The sequence below is a fragment of the Sphingobacterium sp. JUb56 genome, from assembly GCF_014191365.1.
GTDB classification, from domain to species: domain Bacteria; phylum Bacteroidota; class Bacteroidia; order Sphingobacteriales; family Sphingobacteriaceae; genus Sphingobacterium; species Sphingobacterium anhuiense.
The window spans coordinates 3,278,177-3,291,542 of sequence record NZ_JACHWL010000001.1; the positions used below are offsets into that span (position 1 = coordinate 3,278,177).

The window sequence follows — 13,366 nt, forward strand, 5'->3', positions numbered from 1 at the left end:
GATCTTATTGCTGTTGAGCTACATACTTGCATATAAACTCTCTTTTTTTAATGCTACCATCCTAACCATTAGGATGACAAGCGTTAATATGCTCGTTTTCTATCTGTTCTTTTATGTGTTACTTCCCAAGATTTTATCCGGTAGCAAGAATAAGATCATTTTACTTCTAGTCATTAGTTTGCCGATATTGTTATTTATCTGGATTGCTACTACCTATTTTTTCTCCCTAATCTACCATGCGCTGGGCTTTGAAATAGAAAATGGAGAACTAAAGAATGCTATTAAGATGAGTGCCGATCAGTCGTTCATACAAGCCGTATCTGTAAAACGCATGATTTCACAAGCATTCATTGTCATTTCAATTCTATCGCCTTTCTTTTTTGTCAAAATTCTATTTGAAATTTCAAAATTATACAGTAAAACCTTAAAAATTCAAAACGAAAAAGCTTCATTAGAAATTGAGAATATCAATATTGAAAAGAATTTTTTAAAAGCACAGCTTAATCCACATTTTCTATTCAATACTTTAAATAATCTCTATGGTCTTGCAATTAAGAAAGATCCCGCTACGCCAGAGGTGATTGTAAGTCTTTCGGACATTATGAGTTATACACTTTATGAGTCTAACACGGAAAAAGTATCCTTGCAGAAAGAATTGGAATTTATAAAAAACTATGGTGAACTCGAAAAAATGCGATACCCGGTAGATAAAAAGATCCAATTTGATCTTCCTGAAGAAAGTGCATTATTAGGTTTATACATCGCTCCTCTCTTAACATTTACATGTATTGAAAATGCTTTTAAGTACGGTCTCAAAAATAATAAAGAACAGCTTATATATTTGACGATAAAAGTTAAGGATCATCATTTTTACTTTCATCTTGAGAATGATGTTGAAGACTTTGTCCCGACAAAAAACTTTGGTGGTATCGGTCTATCTAATTTACAAAAGAGACTTCAATTGTTATATCCCAATAAACACGAACTCAAAATGGAGCATTTACAAAATAAATTTATCGTCAACTTAAAAATAGATTTAGCAACTCATGGATAAATTCACCTGTATCGTCACCGATGATGAACCACTTGGTAGAGAAATTATAGAATCATTTGTAAAAGAAATACCCTTCCTTACGCTTGTCGGCTCTTTTGGAGATCCTGTCGAAGCATTGCTGTATTTACAAAGTAATGCTGTTGACATCATGTTTAGCGATATCCAAATGCCGAAAATTAATGGTATGGAGTTGGTAAATGCCTTGGTCAATCCACCTGTTATTATTTTTATTACCGCACATCGTGATTTCGCATTGGATAGTTTTGATGCTGGGGTAACAGATTACTTAGTTAAGCCCGTTCGATTCGATCGCTTTTTAAAAGCAGTAAATAGAGCCAAAGAAAGTGTATTGGCCGGTAAAACTCCAAAGATACAAGAAGCAAGACCTGATCGTATATTTATAAAATCAGAAGGAAGATTAGTGAAAATATTATTACACGAAATCCTGTATATTGAATCCCAGGGAGATTATCTAAAAATCGTTGTTTACGAAAAAACATATACCACACAAGCTACGCTCAAATCCATGGAAGAAATCCTTGATAAGCAACTATTTTTTCGTATTCAGCGGTCGTTTATCCTCAACATAGAAGCTGTAAAAACAGTTACCGGAAATATGATCGAATTAACCAATGGCAAATCAATAGCGATCGCTGTAAACAAAAAGGAGGAGTTTTTCACCTTATTGGGCATCAAATAAAAAAGATAATTTTAATATTTAAAAGAGGTCCTTATGGTAGATATACAATTTAAGAAGAGCAATATTATGACAGGCATTTTCCTTTGTATTGCATTTATTGTACTATTACTTTTCATCTTTTATACCTCGTCCAATAGCTATGCCCCCATACTAATATTTTTAATATGCATAACTTTACATATTTTATATTTTCACAAGATAAAATTCTGGATCGATCATAAAAATGGCCGACCAGGATTAAGCATTGAGGAACAAGGTATATTAAATAACACCGCTGATACATCCATTTTTATTCCTTGGGAAGAAATTCAAAGTTTTGAATCTGGCTTTTTTCGTACCCAAAATCAAATCTTTATCAAAGTTAGGAACGAAAAAAAATATGACCAAGTTAAACGTACGACATACTTAACTGCTTTAAATACAATAGGTCGCCTTTTTAGGTCAAAACCAGATTTACTTTGGATCGATGTTGATGTCTTAGCGATCTCAGAACAACAGCTTTTAACCTTACTGCGGTCGAGGTTGGGTAAAAATAACCGTCAAGGGTAAAACTTCCTTTAGATCAACTATTATTTAAAATTAAACACCACTTTTAAAACAGCCATCCTGCCTCGTAGTTCATACTGATTATGAGTCTGCATATTCGCCGATATGTAATAGGTTTCAAATTTCTTCACATTTGCCAAATTCGTCAAATTTAGTTCAAAATCCGTTTTCAACTTCTTGTGACGATAGCGTAAAAATGTATCAAAGAAAACATAATTAAAATCTTTCAATCCCGGTTGATGGGAATACGTATTTCTAGCACTTAAACGCAAATGAACGCTTGAAAATAGATTTACCGGTAAACTCATTTGATGTGAAGCATTAAATGTATTTCTATTTAATTCATCAGATCCACCCTTTTGTTTCGTACTTACCCAAGATAATTGTCCAGTATAAGAAAGGTTCAACTGCTTCCATATTTTAAATTCCATATTTGGCCTCAACGTATAACTTGTATTCTGAAATGGAAGTATCTCCTCATTAAATAACTGATTATAGTCCGACAAAGACCACGATGCAGCAATTTTCACCGTACTCGATAAAGCAAAAATGTATTTATCAATCCCAGCAGAAGCACTATAGGACTTCACTTCATTTTCTTGGGCGATCAGCTGTGTTTGAGTCGACTCCTCATTGATTACATTAGAAAGCATTGTACTTGATATGGATTGGTTGTAGCCCAATCCAAAATTAAAAAATAGCAGTTTTATTGTTTTACCTAACTTATAGTTTAATCCAAAATTATTGCTCCTATTTTCATTGATCCCACCACTATTAGTCGATAAAGTCCGGTAATTTCTAATCAGTAAACCTCGATACACATTTTCGATAGTTCCAAAAGTATTGCCTCTCTGATAAGAAAAACTAAGTTCATCCTCTTGGTGTACTTGCAAACGAGCTGAAAATGAAGGATTAAATAAAAGATTATTCTGGCTATTATCGATACTAAAACCGTCATCAATATAACTGGTGTGTTGCCATGATAAAGGCAAACTCAACTTTGTGGCTAGTCTATTAATACTCCATTCATAGTCTGCATTGACAGAAAACGATGAACGATTCCAGTGCATATTATTCTCCGTAGAATCAACATCTGTAGCCTTTACAATTCCTTCTTTATTGAGATCAATACCCGATTTGAGTTTTTGGTCTTCCATCATTGCCCCCAGCGTATAGTATTGTTTGATCTTTCCTTTGGGAAGCCTATATCCGATACTACCATTCGTAAAAATTGTGGGAACTTCAACATGTTGCAGTGTTTGTTCATATGATATTCCTGAAGCAAAGATATCCGGAAAAAGACCAGGAGAAAAAGCTAAGGTCTGTGGTTTATTGGCGTAATTCATATACCAATTGATCTGCACAATATCTCCATTTTTAAGTTGAGGAACCCATTCCAATTGATTAGAAAAGCCTCTAATTTTATGGTTCAAATTCCCGAAAATAGTATTTCCATTACTCCCTATTGTGGCGCGCCGATCTTCTTTTTCATATTCGAACGAGAACGTATTATTGATATAACGCTTTTCCATGTTCTTGTTCAATGACAACCGAAATGCTGCTAGCCATTCCGCTGTTTCTGTATATTGGTTTTCATCAAATACAAAATCTCCTTCTTCCGAAAAATAGCTTGTTTTTCCTTGAAAAGTGGTATTATTCTTATCATACAAGAGCTGTACATTCGACTTCAGTTGCAAACCATTTTTTATATTCAATAGATTATTTGCATTTAAAGCCACTGTATTATTCATAAAATAATTTGATTTTGCTACAGGAGGACCACCAACAGTCCCTACAGCAAGCAAATTATTTATAGGTGAATACCCCATTTGTGCAAACACGGAACTTTGATTAAATCCAGTAAAATCACCAGTCAAGTCATTACCTATATTATTTCCCTGCAGCACATTCAATACCTTATATTTTTTATTGAACAAGATCGTATTGACTTCTGCATCATATTGCTTGGGCATTCCCGCTCCCAGTTTAGCCTGACCGGTTAACTTGAGCTTAGCATCGTCTTTAATAACCAGATTTATCGCCACATTATCTGTAAAACGCTTATTTTTCAACACTTTCATATGTTCGTGGTTGGTCAGTACCTGTATATCCTTTACCATCTTATGTGGAATAGTTTTCGTGCCGATAGAGTAGCGATCATCCAGCAGATCGTCTCCATCGATATAAAACTTAGAAATAGATTTACCTTGGTACTTGATAGCACCGTTTTCTCCAACTTCAATACCCGGCATGCGTTTTAAAACCTCACCAATGCTACGATCCTCATCCTTTGCAAACGTCGAAACATCATAAGATAATGTATCCCCGATTCGACGGATCTTCGGTCTACTTTTGACTTCAACATCATCCAATAAAACAGCTTTCTGTTCAAGTTCAATCGTTTTTTTAGTACGAAGATCTGTCAATGGAATTATTTTTTTATGATACCCTAAGTGGTTGATCTCGAGATATGCTCCATCCACACCTTTCAATGTAGTTAAAGAAAAAGCCCCATTCTCATTTGTTTCTTTAAAGGTTAACAATTTATGGTTACTTGACTTCAGTACCACATGGATATAATTTAACGGTTTTCCCGACGCCTTATCTACTAATACCCCTTCAATGGCAACCTGCTGCCCAAAAACCCATGCACTACAAAGTATATAGCATATTACAGTAAGAGATCTTAATAACATATTATGGTTTTAATTCTAAAGGATTATTAGTGACCGAAGAAGGTTTATAATTATCATCATTTTTAATAGATATCGATTTAATTTTATTAGGGTCGATAGTTGAAAATGGCACGTCGCTCGTTACAAAAACTCCACTCTTTTTTACAGAGGAAGAACCACCCGATTTTGTTTGCATATACGCCTTTGGATTGGTTTTAAAAGCCTTGTACAATTTTTCTACCTCTTCAGGTGCTGATAAAATAACATCAACCGGAGCACCAATCGTAATCTGAACACTATCAGCAAGTTTATCAAAACCAGAATACTCGAACTCAACTTCACTTTTATCATCCCTGGCTTCCAAAATTAATCCTGGTAAGCCGTGTAATTTCCATGGTCCAAAAGAAAAAGGAAGATCTGTTGTAAACCAAGTTGTGTAATGTCGACCGCCAAAAGTCGTTGTCGCTTTTTGACAAGTATATCCGCCTATTACTTTAGTATCATCATGAATATCCCAGTCTTGTTTAGGATATACTGCATCCAACAAGAACTCATCGGATGCTACACGTTTCACTTCAATCATATTGGATTTAGAGGATTCTAAAAGATAAGATTCTCTTATTCCGCTAGTGGATTTCGAAACAATAACATGACCATCAAAATTTAGAGCATCCATCTGTTGCGCAGATTGTTCTTGTGTTCTAGTAGATGAATAACTTGTGTAATAGCTTGTTTGGGGACTTAAATAAGTTACGACTTCATCTCTCCGATATTTATCTCGTTGTGTTGTATCATTAACGTGTTTAAAGAGGTAGTGAACTTTCGCAATTGCCTTTTCTTGAGCCTTAACAGTGATCCCAGTTAATAACATCAATACGATGAATAGATTTCTTTTCATTTTTTTGGTCTAAAGCAGTTGAATTAAGAATAAGGCGTAACGAAGCCAAAGTATTATATTCCGATTCGAATAATTTTAGGGTTTTTAATACGATTTTAACTCGAGTGGATTATTGATCACAGAAGAGGGCTTATAATCATCATCATTCTTAATAGTCATCGATTTAATTTTTGAAGCATCCATAGCTGGAGCTGATGAACTCGCGCCACTAATGCTAACAAAAACACCAGCGCCTGTAGATCTGCGGCTAGATCTGGTTTGCATATAGGCACTGGGATTTGCCTTAAAAGCCTGCTCTAATTTCTCTACTTCATCTTTTTTAGACAAAATTGCATTTGCAGGAGTTCCAATTTTCACTTGTACATCATCAGTTAATTTATCAAAGCCAGAATATTCAAATTCCACCTCACTCTTGTCATCCCTTACCGCCAAGATCAGTCCTGGTAAGCCATGCAATTTCCAAGGTCCAAAAGAAAAAGGAATATCTGTTGTAAACCAAGCGGTGTAATGACGACCAGCAAAAGTTGTAGTTGCTTTTTGACAAGTATATCCACCAATTACTTTGGTTTCATCTTCTATATCCCAATCCTGCTTAGGATAAGTAGTCTCTAATAAAAACTCATCAGATGCAACACGTTTTACTTCTACCATCTTGGACTTCGAAGGTTCTAAAAGATAAGATTCCTTGATACCACTAGTCGATCTGGAAATCACTAAATTACCATCAAAATCTGGAGCTGATAGTATTTTTGAAGTCTGTTCTTGCATTCTAGTACTAGAATAACTGGTGTAATAACTAGCTTGTTTACCAAGGTAAGTAGCAACTTCATCACGTATATGTTTGTCTTTTTGTGTGGTATCATTAACATGCTTAAAGATGTAATGTATTTTAGCAATTGCCTTTTCTTGTGCATGAAGAGTGAGCAGGCTGAATGAAATGAATGTGGTTAATAAGATTTTCTTCATAATTTTACGATTTATTTGTAAACTTACGAAATATTCGTAATTAACAAATACTCATTAAGGAAAATCATAAAATAAATATATAAATAACTGATTCATTGATAAATAAAATCAAATCACATGTCTTCACATTTATAATTATCAATATTTAGTGATCTCCTTATAACAGTTTAATAATAATCTTTATAGCCATTTATATAGAATATATAGCGCTTAGCTCATCATCTTTGTCGTTGTACAATGAAGATCACGGACTAACCGTAGGCTTATATAACAGACATCAATGCAAAGTAAAAAATAGACTTGTCTTATTGTAGAACAGCAAGCATTATGATAACAGCTTTTTGATCGTATGATTTTATTTGCTAGTTTTATATGTCAAGATATCCTTGGCAAATGTGGAAATCAATGATAAGAGAAATTTAATAATTAAATACAGCCTGGAAAAACCTACTTAAAATCTAACAACAGACTACATTCAATAGTTAGTGAATATGGATCGTTGCTTTTTTTATTAGTATTAGGAATTCTTACAATAAAATTTAAATGATTGTAAATAACAAAATAGGAATTACGCTTTCCGGTGGTGGCTTTAGAGGAATCGCCCATTTGGGCATACTCCAATATCTTCAGGAACTGAACATACAGCTTCATGCTATTTCAGGAGCGAGTGCAGGAGCTTTGGTCGGTGCGTTTATAGCTGAAGGATACGCTCCGCTAGAGATATTGGAGTTGGTAAAACAGGAAAAATTCTTCACCTATTCCGACTTCTCCATTAGAACTGATGGCCTGTTCAGTGCAGATATTTTTGAAAAAATCATTAAAAAATATATTCCGCACGACAGCTTCGAAAGCTTGAAAATGCCCCTATATGTTGCTGTTACAGATTTAACCAATGCGGAGTCTCTTATCTTCAACCAAGGCTCACTATCTTTTGCTATTAAATCTTCATGCTGTTTTCCACTGGTATTTCAGCCGGTAGCTTATAAAAATAACCGTTACTTATGTGATGGCGGAATATTAAATAACTTTCCGGTGGAGCAGATTAAAGCAACATGCAATAAAAGTATCGGCATCAATGTGAATCCGGTCAATCGTTCCGAAGGACGACTGAACTACAAGCAGATTGTGGAACGTATTATCCGAATTACAACCTCAAACATTAAGGCTGAAGCTCCTGGCGATTGCGATATATTTATACAGCCTGAGGAAATCAATCAGTTTAAAACATTTGACACAAGTAGAGTGAATCAGATATATGAATTCGGATATAACTATGCGAAAAAATTTGAGAAAGAATTTTTAAATCTCCAGAAAGAACTCGGCTAATAGCTAGTTCTAATCATGATAAGAAATCTCGCGCTTCCATAAAAACACTTTTTCTGTTGTCGTTTCTTGATCTTTATCAATAACAACCTCTTCTCTCATCACCCAGTTCTTGTTCTGATCATATGTATAAGAATAGGTAGTTGTACTACCATAATTAGGATCTGCGGTTTTGTAAATGGAAGAGACAACATCCCCCTGTTCATTATATTGATAGGTGTAAGAAGAGTTTTGATCTCCTGAAAAAATTTTGTTCCCTTTGGCATCGTATTTATAACTGGTAATTATAGATGGAGTTTTCTGTGGCCACTCTACTTTTTTACTTTCAATAAGCACTCCGCCATTACCAAGTGTTTTATAAATTGTTTCACTTAAGACAAATTCATTCATAGCATCCTCGACACGTTCATAATTTTCTTCAATCTGTCTATGATCCTCGTACTTATAGAGCGTCCGAAAGCCTCTGCCCTCCTCGATCACTTCATCACCGTTTTTATCTAAAGAAGTATAGTATACTTTCCAAAGTTCCCCTTCGTCATTATATTCCAGTTCTTCTTCAGCTTCTTTTTGACCTGTCTCCCACCAAAAATATAATTTTAGTTTTAATTGTGCTCCACTGTAAAAGTACTCTGTAGTGAGATAAGCACTATCTTGCTTAGTCTTCTCATCTTCAAAAATAACATAAAGATGAGTCAGATTGCCATTGCTATCATATACTTTACGTTCGTTCCATCCATCGCCATAATAACGAACCGTGTCCATTTTATTATTCTCTAAGACGTAGCAAAGTTCATTTACTGACTTCAGTATAGGTTTATTCATATTCGAAAATTTACCTGTACTATAGTTTTTCAATGCCGATCTTTTCTTTTTCAAATATGTCTGATAATCTTCATGTATCACCGTATCTATAGATGGCCAAAATTGAAAGGGTTTATCATAAGACTTTTTCTCACGGGCGGCTTTAGCATTGTCAGCGATATCATTTTCTAGATCATTATTTTTTATCGGAGATGCAATCATAGGAGGCACTTCTGCAAAAATAGAATCAGTTATTTTTCCCACCACAACCGGTGGTTCAATTTGTTTCTTAATCGGTTTAAGGATCTCCTTTTTTATTGTTTTTTTCGTTTTTTTGCTTTGCGCACTTCCACTTTGAGAAATGCATATCAATAGCACAGTAGCAATAAAATAATAGTGAAGTAATTTCATTGTATATTTTTTATAAAAGTTCAATAGAGTACGTGTTAATTTCAAGATATGCTGAAGCTATATTTTGGAGGCATCTTCATTTACCATCTAATAGACCCTCTTTATGATGAGCCTTTATCGAATCGATCTGCGAGTCTTTATTACATGATTTTAATTCATTGCTAGATTCAGTTGTGACCTTATTCATTCGGTGCACTGATGAGTATATATAGTTAAGTATCATTTTACAAACAATGGCTTTTTATAAAAATACATTAAAACACTGTGGCTATTCGACAACAGCGGTATCGACCTCTTCTACTGTTTCCTCATCACCTTCCATTTCGTGTTTTGAATTTTTAACATCCTCATCTGTATATTGATAATGTTCATCAAAGGTTTTCGTCTCACGATTATAAATCAGCACATATTTTGAGTTTTTGTTTTGCTTTATTATACCATCAGTTGGTGCAGGAACAAGCTTCATATCATTCAAATATATTAGTGCGCCTTTTGCAAATCGTTTGATGGTCGGCAACTCGGAACTTAATTCTTTCCAGTACAGGAGATTACCTTGATCAGTTATAATGAAAATGGCACTACTGGCAAAATCTTGTTTTTCAAGTAGAAAAGCCATTTCTTTATCCCCTTGACCAGTAAAATTGCCATATGCAATTACTTTAGGTGCTCGATCTTTAATTTTTGTGAAAAAATATTGATTGTTATCTTCATTTTGCATGAACTTATTGTCCATAAAAATCTTTATGATAGCCCTTTGAAATGGAACAGGAATATCGTTATATTCAGGTATTGTAAAAACCGCATTTTTCCAATATGCATAATCTTCTTGACTAGCCCATCCATTTACAAAAACACTATCAGCGGGATATGCGATCTCTTCTGTATAAACTTCCTGACGCTGTTTATAAACTCCAAATTGAAAAGCAATAAAACATACTATCGCGAGTAAGGCAATGATGAGAACTACCCAAAAAATAGTTTTTTTATTTGATTTAGGTTTCGGTTCAGGCAAATTATCCGAGCTCTGAAATTGACTTGAGTTAGAATTGGTTCGATCCATCTTATTTTTGGTTGTATTTCTAGTATTCAAATTACTATTTCACTGATAACAATTTATTGGCCAAAAATAAAAATCGACAAGACTAAAACACGAAGCATTTACAATTTGTAAACCATCACTTACAATTCGTGGCGTTTCCATTAAAATAAAAAAAAGTTATACTAAACAGACATCTTGAAGAATATTAAACTGTCGAAAAGAATTCTTAAAATGAACTTATAAGTGTCCCTTTCTATAAAAGCTTAATCAGATTAACTTGATCTATAAATATTCTTTATTCTAAAATCATCGCGTAAATTACATAGAATTATTGATCACTTAAGAAGAGGTGCAATCATCGTCGTTTTTTCAGAATTAAATAAGTATAGTACATTATATTTGTATCTATAATCAAAAAATTATGAAAGATACACCTACACAAAAACTCAAGCACGAACAGATCCAATATATTGAATTTTTATCTCAAGATCTTCAACAGATCAAAAATTTTTATACAGCATGTTTCAGTTGGACTTTTACCGATTATGGACCTCACTACACTGCATTTGAAGGTGAATATATTGATGGTGGTTTTACTTTAGGAACTCCTGTAAAGGGAAGTATATTAATTATCCTTTACTCTAAAGCTCTTGAAACAACTCTTGAAAAAGTAATTAAAGCTGGTGGTATAATAACAAAAAAAATCTTCAGCTTCCCTGGTGGGAGACGATTTCAATTTATAGATCCAGATGGCAATGAGCTGGCCGTTTGGTCAGAATAAACTAAACATGCAGGCCTGTATTGATGAACCAAATAAACACAGGCCTGCATGAAAATAATAGCTTAACCTCTAATCTTTATGTGCTGATTCTTTTTGAAAAGCAATAAAATCTGCCTTAGAATAATCTGGGCATGCTCCCTCTCGAGCAGTAACAAATGCTCCCAGTGAAACAGCTTGATTCATAATTTCAATTGCTGAACTTCCTTTTTCAAACCTTTTTGATAAAAATCCCGCCAAAAAGGAGTCTCCACTACCAACAGTATCTTTTACTTCAATAGGGATCGTCGATATGGAATAAAAATCATGATGATCAGCATAGAGTGCTCCTTTACTTCCTTTGGATACAATAACTTCGTTCATCCTGAAAGTGTCCTGTAGGAAACTTACACAATCCTCTTCTGTCGTATAGGACTTACCCATAAAGTCAATCATCATACGTAACTCGGCTTTATTAAATTTTGCTAACTGTGTTTTATGCAACAGATCTTTTATCACATGTACATCATAGTGTGGTGCTCGCAGATTGATATCAAATACATTGTAAGAACTATTTTCAAGCAACTCAAATAATGTATTCTTAGACTGGGTATTACGAGTGGCCAGTGTACCAAAAACCAATGCATCCGATTCATTAACCATTGCTTGATTAATAGCATTCACTTCAATATAATCCCATGCAACCTCCCGGACAATATCATAATGTGCATCATTATGTTCATCGATAGTCGCAACAACTGTGCTCGTAGGATAAGCACTATTCACCTGTATGCCAGTAGAATGTATTTTCCAATCTTCGATCTTCTGCAGCAATTCACGACCTAATTCGTCATCTCCTACGCTGCTTATCATATTGACCTCAACCCCCATTTTAGACAAGTGATAAGCGACATTAAAGGGGGCTCCCCCAGCTCTTCTATCTCCTCCAGGGAATATGTCCCACAGTACTTCGCCGAAACAGGCTATTTTATTTTTTTTATCGATCATTCCAATTTCTTATTTCCAAAAAATGAGCTACCACTCATTCAAATCCCCCCGTACTCTCAGTATACACTAATTTATCAAAATATTTCCTATTGTCTATTTTATTTTTCTTTTGATAATCATATGGATGCTCTTTTGTGCTGTGGTATCCTTCACAGAAGTATACATATCGTGGAGTTGAACTTTTCGTTCCAAATCCCTTATTACGGAGCTTCCGCCACGCAGATTTTTCCAACCATTTGAGAATCCTCTATTTAAGCCAATGAATAAAGAAAGTCGATTCCGCTTTACTGCTAAACCGTACCTTACCGGTTGCTCGGCATTTTCGTCTCTCGACTACTTCATTAATTTCAAGCCTGTAAATCACCGTGTCTAAAAACTGTTTAAAACTGCTTATCATGTTTTCTGCTTTCAATCATTGCGATCTTATTTTTCTGATCTTCAGGGCAAAAACTAAATATTCCTTTCTCCTCGTACAAAAGCACCCCAAAATTATTAATAGCACTATAAACCTCTTCTTTAGGGCTCTGATAATATACGGCTACCGTGACTAACTAATTGGGTACACAATCCCATCGCTTTATCGTAAACCCTTCCAAACGGCTCATTTCTTCTACAAAAGCTACTAAGGGAATATTTTTATAGATCCGCACTTTACGAGTCTATATTTTATCAATTTCAATATCCATATTAGGGCCGATAAAAAGTATATATACCTGAAAACAAAAACTATACAATCTTCCTACCAGCAACACCCCCATATCACCTGGTAAATTCAGCGCCTCACTCTTCTTAAGATTGTACGAATATAGAACCAACTTCCCTGTCATTCTTTCTTTAGGTATTTTTGGCACCCGACAGACACCACTTCCACCTCTTCAATCTGATCTTACAAATGGTTTAGTTGCATGTGCAATAATATACTTTAATTATAATTCAACTCTTGGGTTTTATAGCCGACAGAAGTCAACTTCACTTTACCATTGCGTTGGGATACGGTCATACTGAACATGCCATCTTTATTGGTCGATGTCTTCATATTATCCGATTCAACACGCCCGCATAGAGCTTGTAACGGCTTTTTATCTACAGCAGAAATAACCTTTCCCTGCAACACATAATTCTGCTTACTCAGGAATTGTGTGGATACCGATCCGAAAGTCATCAACTGCAATAAAAGCAACACTGCTG

Annotated in this window: 12 protein-coding genes; 5 read left to right on the plus strand and 7 right to left on the minus strand. The window is 34.7% G+C overall.

The window, feature by feature from the left end; translation table 11 throughout:
* The first annotated feature begins 73 nt into the window (after window positions 1-73).
* From FHR29_RS14035 to FHR29_RS14045, 3 genes are read left to right on the plus strand one after another with little or no spacing between them, the layout of a single operon-like run.
* Entirely contained in the window at window positions 74-1,054 is a 981-nt protein-coding gene (locus tag FHR29_RS14035; protein ID WP_221197857.1) for a sensor histidine kinase, read from the plus strand.
* Window positions 1,047-1,754: a LytTR family DNA-binding domain-containing protein gene (locus FHR29_RS14040; RefSeq protein WP_132843123.1), complete on the plus strand. Its 708-nt coding sequence runs from the start codon at window positions 1,047-1,049 to the stop codon at window positions 1,752-1,754. The genes FHR29_RS14035 and FHR29_RS14040 overlap by 8 nt, the downstream gene beginning before the upstream one ends.
* Before the next feature lie 33 nt (window positions 1,755-1,787).
* Window positions 1,788-2,303 (plus strand): STM3941 family protein, encoded by a 516-nt coding sequence (locus FHR29_RS14045; protein WP_183915411.1) that lies wholly within the window; start codon window positions 1,788-1,790, stop codon window positions 2,301-2,303.
* A gap of 20 nt (window positions 2,304-2,323) precedes the next feature.
* On the opposite strand, the gene FHR29_RS14050 is transcribed toward FHR29_RS14045, so the two are convergent.
* From FHR29_RS14050 to FHR29_RS14060, 3 genes are all read right to left on the minus strand, one after another.
* Entirely contained in the window at window positions 2,324-4,996 is a 2,673-nt protein-coding gene (locus FHR29_RS14050; RefSeq protein WP_132843120.1) for a carboxypeptidase-like regulatory domain-containing protein, read from the minus strand.
* Window position 4,997: 1 nt separating this feature from the next.
* Entirely contained in the window at window positions 4,998-5,873 is an 876-nt protein-coding gene (locus tag FHR29_RS14055) for a GLPGLI family protein (protein ID WP_132843118.1), read from the minus strand.
* Between the two features lie 84 nt (window positions 5,874-5,957).
* Entirely contained in the window at window positions 5,958-6,839 is an 882-nt protein-coding gene (locus FHR29_RS14060; protein WP_132843116.1) for a GLPGLI family protein, read from the minus strand.
* Window positions 6,840-7,382: 543 nt separating this feature from the next.
* Between FHR29_RS14060 and FHR29_RS14065 the strand changes: the two genes are divergently transcribed.
* The gene (locus FHR29_RS14065) at window positions 7,383-8,165 is read left to right on the plus strand and encodes a patatin-like phospholipase family protein (RefSeq protein WP_021191549.1); all 783 of its coding nucleotides are present in this window, start codon (window positions 7,383-7,385) and stop codon (window positions 8,163-8,165) included.
* 9 nt (window positions 8,166-8,174) lie between these two features.
* Here FHR29_RS14065 and FHR29_RS14070 read toward each other — a convergent pair whose 3' ends face one another.
* A complete protein-coding gene (locus FHR29_RS14070) occupies window positions 8,175-9,374 on the minus strand; it encodes a hypothetical protein (protein WP_132843114.1) in 1,200 nt (399 codons plus the stop codon).
* A 268-nt stretch (window positions 9,375-9,642) separates the two neighbouring features.
* Window positions 9,643-10,434, minus strand: coding sequence for a hypothetical protein (locus tag FHR29_RS14075; RefSeq protein WP_132843113.1), 792 nt, complete (start codon window positions 10,432-10,434; stop codon window positions 9,643-9,645).
* A 400-nt stretch (window positions 10,435-10,834) separates the two neighbouring features.
* On the opposite strand from FHR29_RS14075, the gene FHR29_RS14080 reads away from it, so the two are divergent.
* The gene (locus FHR29_RS14080; protein WP_183915413.1) at window positions 10,835-11,194 is read left to right on the plus strand and encodes a VOC family protein; all 360 of its coding nucleotides are present in this window, start codon (window positions 10,835-10,837) and stop codon (window positions 11,192-11,194) included.
* Window positions 11,195-11,263: 69 nt separating this feature from the next.
* Here FHR29_RS14080 and FHR29_RS14085 read toward each other — a convergent pair whose 3' ends face one another.
* Together FHR29_RS14085 and FHR29_RS14090 are read right to left on the minus strand one after the other, a co-directional pair.
* A complete protein-coding gene (locus FHR29_RS14085) occupies window positions 11,264-12,178 on the minus strand; it encodes a carbohydrate kinase (RefSeq protein WP_132843111.1) in 915 nt (304 codons plus the stop codon).
* A 922-nt stretch (window positions 12,179-13,100) separates the two neighbouring features.
* Window positions 13,101-13,361, minus strand: coding sequence for a carboxypeptidase-like regulatory domain-containing protein (locus FHR29_RS14090; protein ID WP_132843110.1), 261 nt, complete (start codon window positions 13,359-13,361; stop codon window positions 13,101-13,103).
* Window positions 13,362-13,366 lie beyond the last annotated feature (5 nt).